The organism is Variovorax sp. UC74_104 (assembly GCF_044055375.1).
Lineage (GTDB): Bacteria > Pseudomonadota > Gammaproteobacteria > Burkholderiales > Burkholderiaceae_C > Variovorax.
Genome location: NZ_CP171979.1, coordinates 100,200 through 119,245 on the forward strand (window position 1 = coordinate 100,200; position 19,046 = coordinate 119,245).

General features: G+C 70.2%; 15 protein-coding genes and 1 pseudogene. 2 read left to right on the forward strand and 14 right to left on the reverse strand.

From position 1 onward, the window contains the following. Positions 1–9: 9 nt before the first annotated feature. A complete protein-coding gene (locus ACHMXA_RS31090) occupies positions 10–969 on the forward strand; it encodes an ABC transporter permease (protein ID WP_395322140.1) in 960 nt (319 codons plus the stop codon). 161 nt (positions 970–1,130) lie between these two features. Beyond that, entirely contained in the window at positions 1,131–2,861 is a 1,731-nt protein-coding gene (locus ACHMXA_RS31095; RefSeq protein ID WP_395322141.1) for a dipeptide ABC transporter ATP-binding protein, read from the forward strand. 84 nt (positions 2,862–2,945) lie between these two features. On the opposite strand, the gene ACHMXA_RS31100 is transcribed toward ACHMXA_RS31095, so the two are convergent. From ACHMXA_RS31100 to ACHMXA_RS31165, 14 genes and pseudogenes are all read right to left on the reverse strand, one after another. After that, the gene (locus tag ACHMXA_RS31100; RefSeq protein ID WP_395322143.1) at positions 2,946–3,212 is read right to left on the reverse strand and encodes an antitoxin; all 267 of its coding nucleotides are present in this window, start codon (positions 3,210–3,212) and stop codon (positions 2,946–2,948) included. Positions 3,213–3,377: 165 nt separating this feature from the next. Beyond that, positions 3,378–4,979 (reverse strand): ABC transporter substrate-binding protein, encoded by a 1,602-nt coding sequence (locus ACHMXA_RS31105; RefSeq protein ID WP_395322145.1) that lies wholly within the window; start codon positions 4,977–4,979, stop codon positions 3,378–3,380. 34 nt (positions 4,980–5,013) lie between these two features. Then, positions 5,014–6,756, reverse strand: a complete 1,743-nt coding sequence (locus ACHMXA_RS31110; protein ID WP_395322147.1) for a hydantoinase B/oxoprolinase family protein — start codon at positions 6,754–6,756, stop codon at positions 5,014–5,016. Continuing rightward, a pseudogene (locus ACHMXA_RS31115) lies at positions 6,753–8,440 on the reverse strand (hydantoinase B/oxoprolinase family protein). Before ACHMXA_RS31115 ends, ACHMXA_RS31110 begins: the two are co-directional and overlap by 4 nt. Next, entirely contained in the window at positions 8,437–10,605 is a 2,169-nt protein-coding gene (locus tag ACHMXA_RS31120) for a hydantoinase/oxoprolinase family protein (RefSeq protein ID WP_395322149.1), read from the reverse strand. Before ACHMXA_RS31120 ends, ACHMXA_RS31115 begins: the two are co-directional and overlap by 4 nt. Positions 10,606–10,704: 99 nt before the next feature. Next, positions 10,705–11,985: a cystathionine beta-lyase gene (gene metC / locus ACHMXA_RS31125; RefSeq protein WP_395322151.1), complete on the reverse strand. Its 1,281-nt coding sequence runs from the start codon at positions 11,983–11,985 to the stop codon at positions 10,705–10,707. After that, positions 11,982–12,623, reverse strand: a complete 642-nt coding sequence (locus tag ACHMXA_RS31130; protein ID WP_395322153.1) for a cysteine dioxygenase — start codon at positions 12,621–12,623, stop codon at positions 11,982–11,984. Before ACHMXA_RS31130 ends, metC begins: the two co-directional genes overlap by 4 nt. Positions 12,624–12,654: 31 nt before the next feature. Continuing rightward, positions 12,655–13,461, reverse strand: a complete 807-nt coding sequence (locus ACHMXA_RS31135) for an amino acid ABC transporter ATP-binding protein (RefSeq protein ID WP_395322155.1) — start codon at positions 13,459–13,461, stop codon at positions 12,655–12,657. Between the two features lie 51 nt (positions 13,462–13,512). Then, positions 13,513–14,331: an amino acid ABC transporter permease gene (locus ACHMXA_RS31140; RefSeq protein WP_395322157.1), complete on the reverse strand. Its 819-nt coding sequence runs from the start codon at positions 14,329–14,331 to the stop codon at positions 13,513–13,515. Beyond that, the gene (locus ACHMXA_RS31145; RefSeq protein ID WP_395322159.1) at positions 14,321–15,064 is read right to left on the reverse strand and encodes an amino acid ABC transporter permease; all 744 of its coding nucleotides are present in this window, start codon (positions 15,062–15,064) and stop codon (positions 14,321–14,323) included. The genes ACHMXA_RS31140 and ACHMXA_RS31145 overlap by 11 nt, the downstream gene beginning before the upstream one ends. Next, positions 15,061–16,335: an aminotransferase class I/II-fold pyridoxal phosphate-dependent enzyme gene (locus ACHMXA_RS31150; RefSeq protein ID WP_395322161.1), complete on the reverse strand. Its 1,275-nt coding sequence runs from the start codon at positions 16,333–16,335 to the stop codon at positions 15,061–15,063. Before ACHMXA_RS31150 ends, ACHMXA_RS31145 begins: the two co-directional genes overlap by 4 nt. 10 nt (positions 16,336–16,345) lie before the next feature. After that, positions 16,346–17,164, reverse strand: coding sequence for a transporter substrate-binding domain-containing protein (locus ACHMXA_RS31155; RefSeq protein WP_395322163.1), 819 nt, complete (start codon positions 17,162–17,164; stop codon positions 16,346–16,348). 5 nt (positions 17,165–17,169) lie between these two features. Next, positions 17,170–18,033, reverse strand: a complete 864-nt coding sequence (locus ACHMXA_RS31160; protein ID WP_395322165.1) for a transporter substrate-binding domain-containing protein — start codon at positions 18,031–18,033, stop codon at positions 17,170–17,172. A 107-nt stretch (positions 18,034–18,140) separates the two neighbouring features. Next, the gene (locus tag ACHMXA_RS31165) at positions 18,141–18,986 is read right to left on the reverse strand and encodes a transporter substrate-binding domain-containing protein (protein WP_395322167.1); all 846 of its coding nucleotides are present in this window, start codon (positions 18,984–18,986) and stop codon (positions 18,141–18,143) included. Between the last annotated feature and the right edge of the window lie 60 nt (positions 18,987–19,046).

Consider the following 19,046-nt stretch of genomic DNA (forward strand, 5'->3'; position numbering starts at 1 on the left):
CGATCCCCGATGTCCGCACAGTTCCCCCTCGATACCGCCATCGCGCATCCGCCGGCTCCGGCCGCGGCTGCCAAGGCCGCCACCAAGCCCGCCGCCAGGGCCAAGGCCGCGGTGGACGTCAGGCCGCTTTCCAGCCGCCATGCCGCGCTGCGCGCATTCGTGCGCAACCCGGCGGCGATGGCGGGCCTGGCGCTGCTGGCCTTCATGCTCGTGCTGGCGCTGGTCGCGCCGCTGCTCTATCCGGGCGACCCGCTCGACATGGTGGCGCAGCCGCTGCTGTGGCCTGGGCAGGACGCCGCCTATCCGCTGGGCAGCGACTCGCTGGGCCGCGACGTCATCGCCGGAATCGCGCACGGCGCACGCATTTCGCTCTCCGTGGGCGTGGTGGCGGCCGTGCTGAGCCTGGCGATCGGCGTCCTCGTGGGGGCCACGGCGGGTTACTTCGGCGGCCGCATCGACGACGTGCTGGTGCGCATCACCGAGCTGTTCCAGACCATGCCCTCGTTCCTGTTCGTGATCGTGGTGGTCGCCATCGGCCAGCCCTCGGTGCCGGTGATCGTGTTCGCCATCGGGCTCGCATCGTGGCCGGTGATCGCCCGACTGGTGCGCGCCGAGTTCCGCGCGCTGCGCGAGACCGAGTTCGTGCTGGCCGCGCGCAGCCAGGGCTTCAGCCATGCGCGCATCATCTTCCAGGAGATATTGCCCAATGCGCTGCCGCCCGTGATCGTGACCACCTCGGTGCTGGTGGCCAGCGCGATCCTCATCGAGTCGGCCCTGTCCTTCCTCGGCATGGGCGACCCCAATGCGGTGTCGTGGGGCAGCATGATCGGGCAGGGGCGTGAGCTGCTGCGCACCGCGTGGTATCTCACGGCGCTGCCGGGCGCGGCCATCGTGCTGACGGTGCTGGCGCTCAACCTCGTGGGCGACGGTCTCAACGACGCCTTCAACCCACGCCTGAGGGGCCGCTAGGATGAAACTCCCTAGGCTTCGCGCACTTCGTGTCGCTTCGCCCACCCCCTCACCGGGGGCGACACCGGCGGCCCGGCAAAGCCGGTTCCGTGGTGTCTCCCGACTGGATCGCGACGTTTTCATGCGTCGCAGGTCACGCACCAGCGTGGTGGAAAACTGAGATGACACTAGAACAAGTGACGACCACCGAGCCGCTGCTCGACGTGCGCGGCCTCGATGTCTTCTTCCACGGATCGAACGGGCCCATCCAGGCGGTGCGCGGGCTCGACCTGACGCTGCAGCGCGGCGAGACGCTGGCGCTGGTGGGCGAGTCGGGCTGCGGCAAGTCGACCACCGCGCTGGCACTGCCGCGGCTGCTGGCGCCGGGCACCGCGCTGCGCGGCAGCATCCGCTTCGACGGGCGCGACATCCTGGCGCTGTCGCCCGCCGCCCTGCGCGAAGTGCGCGGGCGCGAGATCGCGATGATCTTCCAGGAGCCGATGACCTCGCTGAACCCGGTGCACACCATCGGCGCGCAGATCGAGGAAACGCTGCGCCGGCACGAGAAGCTCTCGCCCACGGCGGCCCGCAAGCGCGCCATCGAACTGCTCGACCTGGTGCGCATCCCCGAGCCGCACCAGCGCATCGACGACCATCCGCACAATCTTTCGGGCGGCCAGCGCCAGCGCGTGATGATCGCGATGGCCGTGGCTTGCAGGCCGCGCCTGCTGGTGGCCGACGAGCCGACCACCGCGCTCGACGTGACCATCCAGGCGCAGTTCCTCGAGCTGCTCGACGGCCTGCGCCGCGAGCTCGACATGGCGCTGCTGCTGATCACCCACGACCTGGGCCTGGTCGCGCAGTGGGCCGACCGCGTGGCCGTGATGTACGGCGGCGAGAAGGTCGAGGAGGCGCCCACCTCCAGGCTCTTCGCCGCACCGTCGCACCCCTACACCAAGGGCCTGCTCGGCGCGTCGCTTCATGCCGGCAGTTCGCTGCACCATGCGGATGCGAGGCTGCCCGAGATCCAGACGCGGCTCGACCCCGTCACCGGCGTGCGCGACTTCACGCTGCATGTGCCGCAACCCGCCTCGAAGGTGCGGTCCCTGCCGGTTCGTGCGGCGGGCGGCGAGCCGCTGCTGTCGGTGCAGGAGCTGCGCACCGACTACCCCCGGCGCGGCGGCGGCGTGCTGCACGCGGTGGACGGCGTGTCCTTCGACATCCGTGCGGGCGAGACGGTGGGGCTGGTGGGCGAATCGGGCTGCGGCAAGTCCACCCTGTCGCGCACGCTGCTGCGGCTGGTGAACCCCGCGGGCGGGCGCATCGTGTTCGACGGTACCGACATCGCCGGGCTGTCCGAGAAGGCGCTCAAGCCATGGCGGCGCCGCGTGCAGATCGTGTTCCAGGACCCGTATGCCTCGCTCAACCCGAGGCGCAGCGTGTTCGACATCCTCGAATCGGTGCTGAAGGTGCACGGCGTTTCGGACCGCGCGGAGCGCCACAACCGCATCGCGGCCATCCTGGAGCGCGTGGGCCTGCCGGCCGACTCGGGCCGGCGCTTTCCCAACGAGTTCTCCGGCGGCCAGCGCCAGCGCATCGGCATCGCACGCGCGCTGGTACTGCGACCCTCGCTGATCGTGCTCGACGAGCCCGTGTCGGCGCTCGACGTGTCGGTGCAGGCGCAGATCCTGAACCTGCTGGTGGAGCTGAAGGAAGACTTCGGGCTTTCGTACCTGTTCATCTCTCACGACCTGTCGGTGGTGCGCTACATCGCTGACCGCGTGATGGTGATGAGCCAGGGGAAGATCGTGGAGACCGGCAGCCATCGGGACATCTGGGATCGGCCGCAGCATCCGTATACGCGCAGCCTGATTGCGGCTGTGCCGGGGGCGGAGCAGCGGAAGGCCGCCTGAGATCGGGGCGGCTGCCCGCTGCCTTGATGTGGGCGCGTAGATCGCTACGTCGCGTCGTCGCCTTGGTGTCGAGCGTGTACAGCATCATTCCTTCCAGCCTTCGAAAGGATCGCGCCCTTCTTCTCCCTGCGCGCGCCCCGGCAGCGCATAGGGACGAGCAACGCCCAGCCGTTCGCGCATCTGCATGAATGTGCGCCAGTCCGCTGGGGGGCGCCTCGACAGGATGACATCGCCGGTGGCGTCGTCGCGTCGGATGTAGACCTCGGTGGTGCCGTCGAATCGGAATTCCGCAGGCAGACGCACCGCTTGACTACCCCCGGTGACAAAAAGTTTGGCAATGGCGTGTCGCATGACCGTCTCCCCCGATGAACAACGTAATGTCGATATATACATCGAGGTAGGCTGTCAAGCGACCGCACCTTTGCTTCAACACCAGGCAAAAGACGGAGCTAAAGGGTCGCACCGACCTGCGCGAGCCGCAGCTCAAGCTCCGGCAGCGCCGGAATCAAGGTCTTGCTACTTCTTCACCTCATCCACCCACACATCCGCAAGATTCGACTCCACCCCGTCCGCAGTCAACGAATGGTCATGCACCCGCTGATTGGCAATCGTGATGAACACCGGCTGGTAGAGGTTCAGGTCGGGCACGTCCCGCGCCACCGTGTCCTGGAAGTCCTTGAAGAGCTTCAGCCGCCGCGCCGGGTCGTTCTCGACGGCGGCGTCTTCCAGCAGCTTGTCGACCACCGGGTTCTGGTAGTGGGTGCCGTTGGAGAAGGGCACGCCCTTGATGAAGTTCTTCGACCAGTAGAGGCGCTGCACGCCGACGGTGGGGTCGAACAGGTTGCTCGCGCCGTTGTGCGTGAAGGCGAAGTCGCGGTCGGTGTAGATGCGCTTGATGAAGGCGCTCGGGTCCTGCGCGCGCACGGTGGCGGCGATGCCGATGCGCGCCAGCGTCGAGCGCAGGTAGTCCGCCAGGCGAGGGCCGTCGGCGCCGATGGGGTTGAAGTCCAGCGGCACGCTGAAGCGCACGCCGCCGGCCTTCTTCGGGAAGCCTGCCTCGTCGAGCAGCGCGTTGGCCTTCTTCAGGTCGAAGGCATAGGGCGAGGGCGCCGGGTCGTGGAAGGCCTTGAGGCCCGGCGCGATGGGCGAGTAGCTCACCTGGCCGTAGCCGTAGTTCACCACCTTCACGATCACGTTGCGGTCGATGGCGTGGGCCACGGCCTGGCGCACCTTCTCGTTCTTGAAGTACTCGTTGTCGAGGTTGAACTCCAGCCGCGTCACGTTCGACGAGTAGCTGTTGCCCTTGGTCTCGAAGCGCAGCGCCGGCACTTTCTTCAGCCGCTCCAGGTCGGCCAGCGGAACGGGCGTGCGGTAGCCCAGGTCGACGGTGCCGGTCTCGAAGGCCACGGCGGCCGCGGCCGGGTCGGTCACGAAGCGGACGATCAGCTGGTCGATGTAGGGCTTGGGCTTGTCCCAGTATTCGGGGTTGCGCTCGTACACGATGTGGCTGCCGCGCACCCACTCCTTGAACCTGAACGGACCGGTGCCGATGGGCGCGTTGTTGTTCGGATTGCTGGCGGGGTCGGTGCCCTCGTAGACGTGCTTCGGCACGATCGGCGTCTCGGTGGCCACCAGCGCGCGGATCAGGTAGGGCGCGGGCTTCGACAGGCGCAGCACCGCGGTGTACTTGTCGGGCGTCTCTACCGCCGTGAGGTTGGCGAAGGTGTTGCGCCCGCGCGGGTGGATCTTCTTCAGCAGCTCGATGGAGCAGGCCACGTCGGCCGAGGTGAAGTCCTTGCCGTCGTGCCACTTCACGCCCTGGCGCAGGGTGAATGTGTAGGTCAGTCCGTCGGGGCTGATGGCCCACTTGGTGGCCAACTGGGGCTGCGGGTTGACGTCGTAGTCGTACTTGAGCAGACCTTCGGTGACCTTGGCGCTCACGCTCAGGATGGGCGTAGCGACGTTGCCGATGGTCACGAGCGCGGTGGGTTCGCTGGTCGACAGCAGGGTGAGCGTGCCGCTGTGGTTGGGCGGCGCGGCGTGGGCGGCGAAGCCCACTGCAAGCAGCGCGGCAAGAAGGGCGCTACGAAGCGGGAAGGCGTGGTTCGAGAAAAGCATGGTGTGAAAAAAGAAGTCGGAAGAAAAGAAGGAATCAGGCAGTGACCGGCTCTGCCGGCGCGGCACCGAGACGGCCCGCGTCCGCAGAGGCCTCGGGCGACACAAGCCCTTCGCGCAGGTCGCGCGCCACCAGCGCCGGATCGCGCTGCGAAGGCTCGCCCAGGCCGCCGCCGCCGGGCGTCTCGACGACCAGGCGGTCGCCCGCCGGCACGATCTGCCGGCCCTTGGCGCGCAACGTGGCGCCCGAGGCCAGCCGCAGCCTGCCCGGTGCGCCATTGCCGCCCCCGAGTGCCCCGCGCGCGGGGTTGGCCACACGGTCGAAGGCCGCCGCGATCAGGAAGGCGGCGTCCGGCTGCGCATGACGCACCTCGATCACCTGGCCCAGGCCGCCGCGCACGGCGCCGGTGCCTCCGGAATCGGCCCGGAATTCCTTGCGCTCGAACACGACTGGCGCCTGCGTCTCCAGGATTTCGAGCGACACGTTGCGCACGCCGCTCGGATAGGCGGTGACCGAAAGGCCGTCCTTGCCGGGCCGCGCGCCGGTGCCGCCGGTGGAAAAGCTGATGACGTTGAAGCGCGCGCCGCGGCGCACGGCCTCGGCGTCGGCCTGGCTGGTGCCTGCGAGCACTTCACCGCCGACCAGCTGCAGGTTCCACAGCGACGAGGCGCCTTCGGCCGGCACCTTGTCGGCGCGGGCCTGGCGCAGGGCGCCAAACACCGCGTCGGGCAGCAGCTGGCCCACAACGTGCCGCGCCGTGACCGCGGCGGGGGGCAGCGCGTTCAGGATGCAGCCCGTGGGCGCTTCCACGCGAATCAACCCGAGCGAGCCCGCGTTGTTCGGCACGTCAGAGCCCACGAGACAGCGGATGCCGAAGGAGGTGTAGGCGTCGGTGTAGGCCTTCACCACGTTGATGCCGCGCGCCACCGTGCCCGAGGTGCCGTCGAAGTCCACCACGATGCCGTCGTCGGCGATGGTGACTGACACCTGCAGCGTGATGGGCGCGTCGTAGCCGTCGGCCACCAGCGTGTTGTGCCAGGTGCCGCGCGGCCAGTCGCGCAGTGCCTCGCGCATGGCCTGGGCCGAGCGCGCGATGATGAATTCGCCCAGCGCCTCGAGGTCGTCCAGCCTGAATTCCCGCAGCAGCGTGCGCAGGCGCCGGCCGCCCACCTCGTTGCACGCGACCAGCGCATACAGGTCGCCCTCGACCTGCTCGGGGTCGCGCACGTTGGCGCGGATGATCGCGCGCACGGCAGGGTCCACCGTGCCCTGGCGCACGAAGCGCAGGATCGGCAGGAACAGGCCCTCGTGGTAGATCTCCAGGCCGTCGGGGCTGGAGCCGATGCCGCCGATGTCGACCACGTGCAGCGTGGAGGCGAACAGCGCCACGGGTCTTTTCGCGTCGCCTTCGCCATGGAAGATAGGCGTGACCATCGTCATGTCGAACAGGTGGCCGGTGCCCTTCCACGGGTCGTTGGTGAGGAATACGTCGCCGTCCTCCATCGTGTCGATGGGAAAGCGCTGCAGGAAGTGCTTGACCGATTCGGCCATCGAGTTGACGTGGCCCGGCGTGCCGGTCACAGCCTGCGCGATCATGCGGCCGTCGGGCAGGAACACGCCCGCCGACAGGTCTCCGGCCTCGCGCGTGGAGGTGCCGAAGGCGGTATGGATCAGCACCTGCGCCTGTTCCTCGACCACGGAGAGCAGCCGGTTCCATGCGAGCTGGTTGCGGATGAGCTGGCGGCTGGCCAGCGCCTTGGGAGTGGGTGTGGTGCTCATGCAGCGGTTCCTGCGAAATCTCTGGTTGGGTGGATGGCCGCCTGGGTGACCAGTCCGGCCTTCAGGTCGCGCGCCACCCGTGCGGCGTCTCGTGCTGCGGGGTCACCCAGGCCCGCGCCGCCGGGCGTCTCGACCACGAGCACCTCGCCGGCCGGGACGACCTGGCGGCCTTTGCCGCGCAGCACCGTGCCCGAATGCTTGAGGCGCGCCGTGCCGGGAGCGCCGTCGCCCCCGCCGAGCGCGCGCCGCGCGCGGGAAGGCGCACGCGGTCCCAGGTGGCCGAGAGCACCATCGGGTCGCCGTCGGCGTTCTCGATCTCGATGACCTGGCCCAGTCCGCCGCGCGAGGCGCCGGCGCCGCCCGAATCGGGCCGGAATTCCTTGCGCCTGAACAGCAGCGGCGCCTGCGTCTCCAGGATCTCGATCGACACGTTGCGCACGCCGCTGGGGTAGGCGGTGGTCGAGAGTCCGTCCTTGCCCGGCCGCGCGCCGGTGCCGCCAGTGCTGAAGCTCACGATGTTGAAGCGGCGCGCACGGCGCAGCGCCTCGTTGGGGCCACCCTCGATCGGCTGGCCGCCGGACAGCCGGATGTTCCACAGCGACGAGGCCCCCTCGGCCGGCACGCGGTCCGGCCGCGCCTGGCGCAGCGCGCCGAACACCAGGTCGGGCAGCATCTGGCCGATGGCCGCGCGCGCAGCCACCGCCGCGGGCGGCAGCGCGTGGACGATGGAACCCTCGGGCGCCACCACGCGGATGGGCGCGAGCGAGCCCGAGTTGTTGGGCACGTCCGCGCCGATCAGGCAGCGGATGCCGAAGGAGGTGTAGGCGTCGGTGTAGGCCTTGGGCACGTTGATGCCGCGCGCGATGGCACCCGAGGTGCCCTCGAAATCGACCAGCACGCCCTCGTCCGAGATGGTGACGGCCACGTGCAGCTCGACGGGCGTGTCGTAGCCGTCCACCGTCATGTGATTGCGCCAGGTGCCCCTGGGCCATTCGCGAAGCGCCTCGCGCATGGCGAGCCGCGAGCGCTCGATGACGTAGTCGCCCTGCGCTTGCAGGTCGGCCAGGCCGAACTCGTGCAGCAGGCGCTGCAGCCTGGCGGCGCCGACGGCGTTGCAGGCCACCAACGCGTGGAAGTCGCCCTCCACCTGGCCGGGCTCGCGCACGTTGGCGCGCACGATGTCCAGCACCGCCTCCTCGATCGCGCCTTCGCTCACGAAGCGCAGCGGCGGCAGGAAAAGGCCTTCATGGAAGATCTCCAGTGCATCTGGCCCCGCGTTGACGCCGCCGATGTCCACCACGTGCACCGTGGAGGCAAAGAGCGCCACCAGCCTGCCGCCATGGAACACCGGCGTGACCATGACCACGTCGAACAGGTGGCCGGTGCCTTTCCACGGATCGTTGGTGACGAACACGTCGCCGTCGCGCATGGTGTCGGCCGGAAAGGCGCGCAGGAAGTGCAGCACCGAGTCGGCCATCGAGTTGACGTGTCCCGGCGTGCCGGTCACGGCCTGCGCGACCATGCGGCCGTCGGGCAGGAACACGCCCGCCGACAGGTCTCCGGCCTCGCGCGTCGGCGTGCCGAAAGCGGTGCGGATCAGCGCCTGCGCCTGCTCCTCCACCACCGCGAGCAGGCGGCTCCACACCAGCTGCTGGCGCAGGGCCTGGCGGCCCGTGCCCGTCATGCGGCCTCCGCTTCGGTGGCCTCGTCGGCTTCGGCGTGCGCCGCCCGGGCGGCGGTGGTGTCGTCGAGCACCAGCGCGCCCAGCTTGCTGACGCGTGCCTCGAAGCCCGCGATGACATGCGTGGTCGTCTCGTCCTCCACGACGAGCGCCGGGCCTGCGATCCACTTGCCCGCGCCGAGGGCGGTGCGTTCGTAGACGGGCACCTCGGCCCACTGTCCGGCGTCGGCGTCATACAGGCGGCGCGTGCCGGAGGGCTCGGCGCGGCCCGTGTCCGCGGCCACTTCGTCGGGCTCGGGTGCGGCGCGGCCGCCGGCTTCCACCGCGACCGACCAGCTCACCGCCTCGGCCGCGATGTGCGGCAGGCTGCGGCCGTAGAGTGCGGCATAGCGCTCCTCGAAGCGCCGGTGCAGGGTGGCGCTCGCGGCGGCGTCGAACGGCCCCTCGGGCAGCTCGACGGGAATCTCGTGGCCCTGGCCGGCGTAGCGCATGAAGGCCTGGCGATGGCGCACCAGCGCAGCGGCGGGCGCGGCGCGCAGCACCACGTCGTCGGCGGTGGCGGTGAGTTCGGCCAGCAGCCGGTCCACCGCGGCATGGTCGATGCGGTCGAGCCGCTGCGCGAGGCTGCGCACGGTCTGGTAGGCCACGGGCGCCCAGAGGAAACCCAGCGCCGAGCCGACGCCGGCCGAATTGGGGATCACGAGCCGGGCCACGCCCAGCTTGCGCGCGAGCAGGGCGGCGTGCAGCGGCGCCGCACCGCCGAAGGCGATCAGCGTGCTTTCCTCGGCCGCCTTGCCGAGCTCGGAGGCGTGCACGCGCGCGGCGTTGGCCATGTTCTCGGTGACGATCTCGACCACCGCCTGCGCGGCATTCTCCACGTCGAGGCCGGTCTGCGTCGTCAGGTCCTGCAGCAGCGCGTCGCGTGCGCGCTGCGGATCGAGCCGCACCTTGCCAACCGCGAAGCGCGCCGGGTCGATGGTGCCGAGCGCGGCATGCGCGTCGGTCACGGTGGGCTGCTCGCCGCCCAGGCCGTAGGCGGCAGGGCCGGGCGCGGAGCCCGCGCTGTCGGGCCCGACCTGCACCACGCCCAGGTGGTTGACGCGCGCGATGGAACCGCCGCCGGCGCCGATCTCCACCATCTCGATCACCGGGATGCGGATCGGCAGGCCCGAGCCCTTCAGGTGCCGGTGCACCCGGCCGAACTCGAAGCTGCGGCTGATCTGCGGCTGGTAGTCGTCGATGAAGCAGATCTTGGCGGTAGTGCCGCCCATGTCGAACGAGAGCGCGCGCGGCGCACCGATCTGCTCGGCCACCTGGCGCGCCAGCACCGCGCCGCCCGCGGGGCCCGACTCGACCAGCCGCACGGGCTCGTCGATGCCGGCCTGCAGCGTGGTGATGGCGCCGCCCGAGGTCATGAGGAAGGGTTCGGCACGCAGGCCGCGCGCGCTGGCCCCCTCGTGCAGCCGGCGAAGGTAGCCCGCCACCTGCGGCTGCACGTAGGCGTTGGCGCTGATGGTGGAAAGCCGCTCGTACTCGCGGATCTCGGGGCAGACGTCGGAAGCCAGCGACACCCACAGGCCCGGCGCGTGCTCGCGCAGCAGCTCGCGCACGCGGCGCTCGTGCACCGGGTTGGCGTAGCCGTGCAGGAAGCACACGGCCACGCTCTCGATGCCGTCGGCCACCAGCTGCCTGGCCAGTGCGGCCACCTGCGCCTCGTCCAGCGGCGTGATCACGCGGCCGGCCGCGTCCACGCGCTCGACTACGCCATGGCGCCAGTGGCGCGGCACCAGCGGCGCCGGCTTGTCGAGGAACACGTCGTACTGCGCGAAGCGGTCTTCCAGGCCGATCTCCACCAGGTCGCGAAAGCCATGCGTGGTGAGCAGCGCAGTGGGCGCGCCCTTGCGCTCGATCAGCGCGTTGGTGGCCAGCGTGGTGCCTAGGATCAGCAGGTCGACGTCGGCCCAGCCTGCGCCCGCCTGCTGAAGCACTTCCTCGACGCCGCCGAGCACGGCCTGCTCGGGTGCCGATGGCGTGGTGAGCACTTTCAGGGTGTGCTTCTCGGCGCCGCGCAGCAGCACCACGTCGGTGAAGGTGCCGCCGACGTCGACGGCAATGCGCAGGCGCGGATCGGCCGCGTTCGGGTTGGAGGATGCGGAAGGAGAGGGCATGGCGGCGATGCGGATGGGCTGCCCGTGGGCAGCGGAGGAAAGAAGGGAGCGAATAAAAGAGGGCTCAGCGCGGGCTCAGCGAGGGCTCGAAGCCAAGGCTCAGCGCAGGTGGGCCTCGGCCCGCAGCAGTTCCGGGAAAGGCGCGGCGGCGGGCTTGGTCGCCGGCACCGGCGCCTCCGCGATCCCGGCGAGGGCCTGCGCCAGGTCGGCCGTGAGATCGCGTGGGTCTTCCAGGCCGACATGCAGGCGGATCACCGGCACGTCGTGCGTCCATTGCGGGTGCTCGCGCAGCCGCTCGGGTTGGGCGACGAGGGCCAGGCTCTCGTAGCCGCCCCACGAGGCGCCGACCCCGAACAGCGTGAGCGCGTCGACGAAGGCATCGGCCTGGGCCGGCGTGGCCTGCGGCAAGGCGAAGGAGACCAGTCCGCTCGCGCCGCTGAAGTCGCGCTTCCACAGTGCGTGGCCGGGGTCCTCCGGCAGCGCCGGGTAGTACACGCGGCCGACCTGCGGCTGCTGCTGGAGGAAGCGCGCGACCTCGGTGGCGTTGCGCTGGTGCTGGGCCAGGCGCACGGGCAGCGTGCGCAGGCCGCGCAGCGCGAGGTAGGCGTCATCGGCGCCGATGGTCAGGCCCAGGGCATCGTGCGCCGTGCGCACCTTCGCCGCCAGCGCCGGGCTGTCGACCACCACGATGCCCTGCATCAGGTCGGAGTGGCCCGAGATGTACTTGGTGGCCGCCTGGATCGAGATGTTGGCGCCCAGCGCAAGCGGCTTGTAGAACCAGCCGCCGCTCCATGTGTTGTCGGCCGCCACCGTCACGCCGCGCTCGCGCGCGATGGCGCTCAGGGCAGGCAGGTCCAGCACTTCGTAGAGCAGCGAGCTCGGCGATTCGAGGTAGACGAGGCGCGTGTTCGGCCGCAGCAGGCTCGCCAGGTCGTCGCGCGCGGGCGAGAAGTACTCGACCGTGATGCCCAGCCGCTTGAGCAGCGTGTTGTCCACCCGGCGCAGCGGCGCGTACACGCCGTCGACCACCAGCGCGTGGTCGCCCGGCGACAGCAGCGCGAGCAGCACCAGCGCGATGGCCGACAGGCCCGAGGGCGTGAGGAAGGCGCGGTGCCCGCCTTCCAGTCCGGCGACCGCGTCTTCCAGCGCGCGATGGGTGTCGAGCCCATGCCGCCCGTAGGAGGCCACGCGCTCGCCGGCGTCGCGGCGATGGTGGAAGTCGGTGTAGGCCGCGGTGTTCTCGAAGCGCACGGTGCTCGTGCGCACTACCGGCACGTTGACCGGGCCCGAGCCGTCGCGCAGCGCCGGCGCGCCGGCGTGAAGCAGTTGCGTGGTGCCGTGCAGCCGATGTCCGGCGTTTTCGACGTTCCCCGCGCTCATGCGGCCACCTTGCTGGGCTTGAGCTGCGTGGCGTTGTAGTTCACGACCGCGCCGGTCTCCAGGTTCACGCCGATGCGCTGCGAGAGCGTCTCCAGCGGCCGGCCGTACAGGTGGAAGTGCAGCGTGGGCCTGTCGCCGATCACGTGGATGCTGTGCAGGTCGTCCGCCAGGAAGCCGATGGAGGTGCCGGGCTGCACCGTCACCTCGCGCTCCAGCTCCAGCCTGGCCACTGCAGGGTCGCTGCCGTCGTCGGTGCGGCGGTAGACGCGATTTTCCTCCTGGCCCTCGACCGCCACGATGGTGGCCCACGTCGTGTGGTTGTGCGGGATCGAGGTCTTGCCGGGGTTGATGGAGTTCAGGTAGAGCGCCACGTCGTCGTCGCCGTCCTCCGCATTGAGGCGGTAGCGCGTCGAGGCGCCCACGCCCTCGGTGGCTGCGGGCGGCGGAAAGTCGGCGCGCGGGAACAGCGCCGTGCGCGAAGCCAGCTCCTCGAGCCGCGCCGTGATGCGCGCGAGCACTGCACGGTCGAAGGGCTCGGCGGCCGCGATCGCGCGGATGTCGTCGAGGGCCTGGGCGACCGCGGCGCGGCGTTCGGCGGCCAGTGGGGTGGCGAAGGTGCTGGGGGTGGTTGTCGTCATGTCGTGGATCGGAGTGAGGACTGGAAGGGGGTCACAGTGCGAAGCGCAGCCGCTCGAAAGGCAGCGCCTCGGGAACCGGTGCTGGCCGCGCCGGCGCGTTGCGCGAGCCATCGCCCAGCGCGCGGTGCAGGAAGGCGCGGGTGCGCTCGCTGCGGGGCTGGCCAAAGATGTCTCGTGCGGGGCCGTGCTCGACGATCACGCCGGCCTCGGTGAAATACACCTGGTCGCTGATCTCCTCCGCGAAGCGCATCTCGTGCGTCACCAGCACGCATGTCAGGCCTTCCTGCACCAGGTCGCGGATCACCGTCAGCACCTCGCCCACGGTCTCGGGGTCGAGGGCGGAGGTCACCTCGTCGAACAGGATCAGCTCGGGCCGCATCGCCAGCGCCCGGGCGATCGCCACGCGCTGCTGCTGCCCGCCGGAAAGCTCGCCGGGGTAGGCCGCCTCCTTGTGCGACAGCCGCACCTTGTCGAGCAGCACGCGCGCCTCGCGCAGGGCCTCGGCGCGGTCCCGGCCGGCCACGCGGGTGGGGGCGATCACCAGGTTCTCCAGCACCGTGAGGTGCGGGAACAGGTTGTACTGCTGGAACACGAAGCCCACGCGCTTGCGCAGCGCGATCAGCTCGGCTTCGGAGCGAAGCGTCTCCACCTGCGTGTCGCCCACCCGAATCGAGCCGCTCTGCGGCCGCAGCAGGCCGGTGATGCAGCGCAGGATGGTCGACTTGCCCGAGCCCGAGGGCCCGATGATGGAGACGGCCTCGCCGCGCCGCACCTCCAGGTCGATGCCCTTGAGCACCTCGTTGGCGCCGAAGCGCAGGTGCACGCCGCCCAGCGCCACGAGCGGCTTCTCCGGTGCGGTGGAGAGGAGTGGGAGACGGAAAAGGTGGTCTCAGTGGCGGTCATGGCGGCGTTCCAGCGCGCGGGTGGCGCGCGCGATCGGGTAGCAGTAGGCGAAGAACAGGCCCAGCAGCGTGAAGTAGACGAGGATGGTGAAGTCGGTGCGCGCCACCGTGTTGCTCGCGATCTGCGCCGTGTCGACCACGTCGTGCACGCCCACCAGCGAGGCCAGCGCGGTGCTCATGGTGATGCTCGCGTAGAGGTTCATCCACGGCGGCAGCATGCGGCGCAGGCACTGCGGCAGCACGATGAGGCGGAAGATCTCGCTGCGCCTGAACGCTAGCGACTGCGCCGCCTCCCATTGCGCGCTGGGGATCGACTGGATCGCGCCGCGGAAGATTTCCGCCACGTTCGCGCTGGCCGGCAGCGCGAGGCCGAGCACGACCTTGAGCCAGTCGGGAAACGGGAAGGTCCACGAAACCAGGTGCAGCTCGAACGGGAACACGTAGGTCGTGAAATAGATCAGCACCAGCACCGGCGCATTGCGGAACACCTGCACATACCAGCGCGTGACCACCCGCAGCACCCTCAGCGGCGAGAGCGACAGCGCCCCCACCACCAGCCCGGCCAGCGTGCCCAGCGCCATCGCCAGCACGCTGATCTCGATGTTGGCCAGCAGGCCGCGCAGCAGGGCGGGCGACCACTTCCAGAGATGGACGAACGCGACGGGCGTGGTGCCCGTGGCGACCCAGAAGGCCACGAGCGCCAGCACGGCCCACGCGACGAGCGCCCAGGGACGCCGCCACGCAGGCGCATCGGCGCCGGGGCGGATCACGGCCTGGGCGTGGGCAAGGGCGATCTCATTGGCCATAGCCTGGCATCCTCAAGCGTTCTTCGAGCCAGCGGCCCGCCAGGCTCACGAGCCAGGTCAGCAGGCCGAAGAAGATCAGGATCAGCAGCAGCAGCTCGAGCACGTTGTCGCGCTGCGTCCAGATCATGATGGATTCGTAGGTCACGTCGCCCACCGCGATGGCCGAGGCCACCGCTGTCATCTTGACCAGGTCGACCAGGTTGTTGACCAGCGACGGCAGCGCGAAGCGCAGCGCCAGCGGCAGCTCCACGCGCGACAGCAGCTGGCGCTGCGAGAAGCCCAGCGAGCGCGCCGCCTCCAGCGTGACGCGCGGCACCGCCTCGATGCCCGCGCGCAGCGCCTCGGCATGGAACACGCCCTTGTGCAGCGACACCACGATCACCACCCACACGAAGGGCGTGAGCGGATTGCCGCCGGGCAGCTTCACGTGCTGCGTGATCAGCATGTTGAGCACGAGGAAGGCGCAGTACAGCTGCACCAGCGTGGGCGTGTTGCGCGTGACCTCGACGAAGGCGCGCGCCGGCGTCGCCAGCCACGCACGGCCGGAGGTCAGCGCCGCCGCGATCAACACGCCGGCCGCCAGGCTGCAGGGAATGGTCAGCAGGCACAGCTGCAGCGTGACGCCCAGGCCGCGCAGGAAGGCGCTGCGCTCGCCCACGTCGAGCACGAAGGCGTAGTTCAGGCCCACCGTCTTGAGGGCGGCGACGGCTTGCGCCAGCAGCGCGTCGCTCATCCGGCGGCCTCCAGTGCGGCGCGCGCGGGGGTCGCTTCGCCGGAAGGGCTCAGCGCCGCGACCGCGCGCCCGATGCGGCCGACCGCATCGGCCAGCACCGCGTCGCCTGCGGCGATCGACAGGCGGAAGTAGGGCGAGAGCCCGTACGAAGGCCCGTCCACCACAGCCACGCCCTCGGCGTCGAGCAGCCAGTCGACCACGTCGGTGTCGCTGGCGATGGACCGGCCGTCGGGCCGCACGCGGCCGATCAGCGCGCCGCAGTTCACGTAGACGAAGAAGGCGCCTTCCGGTGCGTGCACCGAGAGGCCGGGCACCGCATCGAGCGCCGTGCTCACGAAGGCGGCGCGGCGGGCATAGGCCGAGCGCGCCGCAGCCACGAAGCTCTGGTCGGGCGACTGCAGGGCCGCCTCGGTCGCCGCCTGGCCGATCGCGTTGGCGCCCGAGGACACCTGCGACTGGATCACCACCATCGCGCTCACCAACGCCTGCGGCCCCGCGCCCCAGCCGATGCGCCAGCCGGTCATGGCATAGGTCTTCGATGCGCCGTTGACCAGCAGCGCGCGCTCGCGCAGGTCGGGCGCCACATGCAGCAGGTGCGCGGGCGCCTCGGCCCCGAACCAGATGTGCTCGTAGACCTCGTCCCACAGCACCAGCACGCGCGGATGGCGGCGCAGCACTTCGGCAAGCGCGGCGAGCTCGCCGGCCGCATACACGGCGCCGGTCGGATTGCCCGGCGAGTTGAGCACCAGCCAGCGCGTGCGCGGCGTGATGGCCTGTTCGAGGGCCTGTGGCGTGAGCTTGAAGCCGCTGGACTCGTCGCTCGCGACGATGACCGGCGTGCCGTCGTTCACCCGCACGATGTCGGGAAAGGAGGGCCAGTAGGGCGCGGGCACGATGACTTCGTCGCCCGCATCGAGCGTGGCCGCCAGTGCCTGGAAGATCACCTGCTTCGCGCCGTTGGCCACCACGATCTGCGAGACGGCGTAGTCGAGCGCGTTCTCGCGGCGGTACTTGGCACGGATCGCCTCGCGCAGGCGCAGCGTGCCGGGCGTGGCCGTGTACTTGGTCTCGCCGCGTGCCAGCGCCGCCACGGCCGCCTGCTTGATCGGCTCGGGCGTGTCGAAGTCGGGCTCGCCGGAGGTCAGCGTGAGTACGTCGCGCCCCTGGGCGGCGAGCGCGGCGGCGCGACCGCTGGCTGCGGCGTTGGCCGAGAGCTTCACGCGCCGTGCGCGCTGAGACAGGGGGAATGCGTCGGATGGAGAAGTCGTCATCGCGGGCTCCTCAGGACGGCGCCTTGCCGAACTTGTCCTTGAGCTGGTAGAGCAGGGGCGTGGGCGTCATGCCGTTCTTCTTCTCGACCGCGATCAGCCAGCCGGTGCGGTGCCAGTCCTGCACGACGCGGTCGAGGGCCGACTGCACGTCGGCCTCGCCCTTGCGCACCCAGATCACCGAGGGCGAGGGGATCAGGTCCGACGGCGACACGATCTCGTGGTTCTTCCAGTCGGGGTTGTCCGCCACCAGCTCGCGCAGCGTGGGGCTCACATGCACCGCCGCGACGCAGTTGCCGCCCTTGAGCGCCAGCAGCGACTCGGGCTGCCCGCGGAAGGCCTTGATCTGCGCGCCGTACTGGTCGGCCAGCGGCTTGGTGAAGTTGCTGCCCTGCGAGACGCAGATCGGCTTGCCTTTCAGGTCTTCCCACTTCGAGATGCCGCTGCCCTTGGCCGCGATGGCCGCGCCGCCGACCTCCTCGAAGGGCGTGGGCACGAAGGAGAGGATCTCGCTGCGCTCCTGCGTCCACTGCATGTTGGCGATCAGCAGGTCGACCTTGCCCTGCTGCAGGAACTGCACGCGGTTGGAGGGCTGCACCTGCACCGTCTCCAGGCCCACGCCGAGGCCCTTGGCAACCCCCTCGGCCAGCTCCACGTTGTAGCCGACGTGCTTCTGCGTGACCGGGTCGATGGTGCCGAAGGGTGGCCCCGAAAGCATCACGCCGACCACGACCTTGCCGCGCTGCTTGATCTTGTCGAGGGTCGCGTCGGCATGGGCCGCGCCGGCGGCGATAGCGAGGGCCAGCAGGCCCGCGCGGTGGAGCAGTTTCATGGCGGTCACTTGAAGTCTTTCTCGAAGGGGGCGGCGTCGTAGCGGTCTTGCAGCGCCTTCTGGTGCGCGGCCTGGATGTAGGCGTCGGGCACCCCGTACTTGCGTGCCGTCGCCAGCAGCAGTCCGGAGCGATGCCAGTCACGGATCGCCTTGTCGACGAAGGCCTGGGTGTCGGCTTCGCCGCGCCGCGTCCATACGACGGTGGGCGAGGGGATCAACTGGTCGGCGGTGGCGAGTTCGAAGTCTTTCCACTCGCCGGCACTCTCGCCGTTCAGGGTGTGGTAAAGCGCAGGCTGGATATGGACCGACGCCGCGCAGGTGCCGCCCTTCAGCGCCAGCAGCGATTCGGGGATGCCGCGCAGCCCTTTCACGACCGCGCCGTAGGTCTCCTGCAGCGGCCGCGCGAAGTTGCTGCCCTGGGACACGCAGGCCACCTTGCCGCGCAGGTCTTCCCAGCGATGGATGCCGCTCGACTTGGCGACCAAGGCCGCGCCGCCGACAAGGTCGTAAGGCGTGGGCGCAAAACTCAGGATCTCGCTGCGCTCCTGAGTCCACTGGATGTTGGCGATCAGCAGATCGACCTTGCCGGCCTGCAGGAACTGCACCCGCGTGGAGGCCGTCACAGGCACCGTTTCCAGTGCCACGCCAAGCCGCTTCGCGATGTCGCGGGCCAGGTCGGTCTGATAGCCCCCGACCTTGCCTGTGGCGGCGTCGAGCAGGCCAAAGGGCGGACTGGCGCCGTCGATGCCGACGGACAGCTTGCCGCGCTGTCTGATCTTGTCGAGCGTGGCATCGGCATGCGCTGCCTCGATGCCGCAGCCCAGCAGGCACAGTGCCGAGAGCAGCGGAGCGAGAAAGCGATTTTTCATGGCAAAGAAGCTCCAAGGCCGCGCGAAGGCGGCCTGATTCGAAACGACGGCGGGAGAAGTGCGGCGGTCCGACAGTCCTGCGAGGTGCGGGCCTTCGACGCCGACGCTCAAGGCGCCTTGAACTTGGCCTGCAGCTCGGGCAGCAGCGCCTGCGGGGGCTCGATGCCGTTGCGCTTCTCGGTGGCGATCAGCCAGCCGCTGCGATGCCATTGCTGCACCACCTTGTCGACGGCGGCGATGGTGTCGGCCTCGCCCTTGCGGGTCCATACCACTGAGGGCGCGGGCAGGATCTCTTCACGGATCGGCGCCGCGTAGGCGGCCCATTCGGCGTTGCCGCGCAGCAGCGGCTGGATCAGCGTGGAGTCATGCACGGCCGCCACGCAGTTGCCGCCGCGCAGCGCGAGCAGCGATTCGGCGGAGGTCTTGAAGCCGCGCACCTGCGCGCCGTATTGCTCCTGCAGCGGCTTCACGTAGCTGCTGCCCTGCGAGGCGCAGACGACCTTGCCGCGCAGGTCTTCCCACTTGGCGATGCCGCTGGTCTTGAGCACGGCCGCGGTGCCGCCGACACGGTAGAAGGGAGTGGGCGCATGGCCCAGGATCTCGCCGCGGTCGGCGTTGTATTCCATCGAGGCGATCAGCAGGTCGACCTTGCCCGATTGCAGGAACTGCACGCGGTTCGAAGGCTGCACCTGCACCAGCTCGGCTTCGGCGCCGAGCTGCTTGGCGAGCTCGCGCGCCAGGTCGGGGTTCCAGCCGACCAGCTGCTGGGTGGCGGGGTCGATCGAGCCGAAGGGGCCGCCGTTCACCATGACACCGATGGCGACCTTGCCGCGCTGCTTGATGCGCTCGAGCGTGGCATCGGCATGGGCGGCGCCGGCGCACAGGCCGAGAAGGGTGGCGAGCGCGACGGCGGTGCGCGACGGGAAAAGGGAAGGGCGCGAGCGGGAAATCATCGGGTTCGAGGAGCGAAAAGGGCAAAGCAATGCAGGCGGCGATCTTCCGAGGCCGCGACT

Coding starts and splice junctions, on each gene's coding strand:
- ACHMXA_RS31105 (WP_395322145.1), bottom strand. CDS start 4,979: ATGCTTTTCTCGAACCACGCCTTCCCGCTTCGTAGCGCCCTTCTTGCC.
- ACHMXA_RS31165 (WP_395322167.1), bottom strand. CDS start 18,986: ATGATTTCCCGCTCGCGCCCTTCCCTTTTCCCGTCGCGCACCGCCGTC.
- ACHMXA_RS31120 (WP_395322149.1), bottom strand. CDS start 10,605: ATGCCCTCTCCTTCCGCATCCTCCAACCCGAACGCGGCCGATCCGCGC.
- ACHMXA_RS31095 (WP_395322141.1), top strand. CDS start 1,131: ATGACACTAGAACAAGTGACGACCACCGAGCCGCTGCTCGACGTGCGC.
- ACHMXA_RS31155 (WP_395322163.1), bottom strand. CDS start 17,164: ATGAAACTGCTCCACCGCGCGGGCCTGCTGGCCCTCGCTATCGCCGCC.
- metC (WP_395322151.1), bottom strand. CDS start 11,985: ATGAGCGCGGGGAACGTCGAAAACGCCGGACATCGGCTGCACGGCACC.
- ACHMXA_RS31130 (WP_395322153.1), bottom strand. CDS start 12,623: ATGACGACAACCACCCCCAGCACCTTCGCCACCCCACTGGCCGCCGAA.
- ACHMXA_RS31090 (WP_395322140.1), top strand. CDS start 10: ATGTCCGCACAGTTCCCCCTCGATACCGCCATCGCGCATCCGCCGGCT.
- ACHMXA_RS31145 (WP_395322159.1), bottom strand. CDS start 15,064: ATGAGCGACGCGCTGCTGGCGCAAGCCGTCGCCGCCCTCAAGACGGTG.
- ACHMXA_RS31100 (WP_395322143.1), bottom strand. CDS start 3,212: ATGCGACACGCCATTGCCAAACTTTTTGTCACCGGGGGTAGTCAAGCG.
- ACHMXA_RS31150 (WP_395322161.1), bottom strand. CDS start 16,335: ATGACGACTTCTCCATCCGACGCATTCCCCCTGTCTCAGCGCGCACGG.
- ACHMXA_RS31160 (WP_395322165.1), bottom strand. CDS start 18,033: ATGAAAAATCGCTTTCTCGCTCCGCTGCTCTCGGCACTGTGCCTGCTG.
- ACHMXA_RS31110 (WP_395322147.1), bottom strand. CDS start 6,756: ATGAGCACCACACCCACTCCCAAGGCGCTGGCCAGCCGCCAGCTCATC.
- ACHMXA_RS31140 (WP_395322157.1), bottom strand. CDS start 14,331: ATGGCCAATGAGATCGCCCTTGCCCACGCCCAGGCCGTGATCCGCCCC.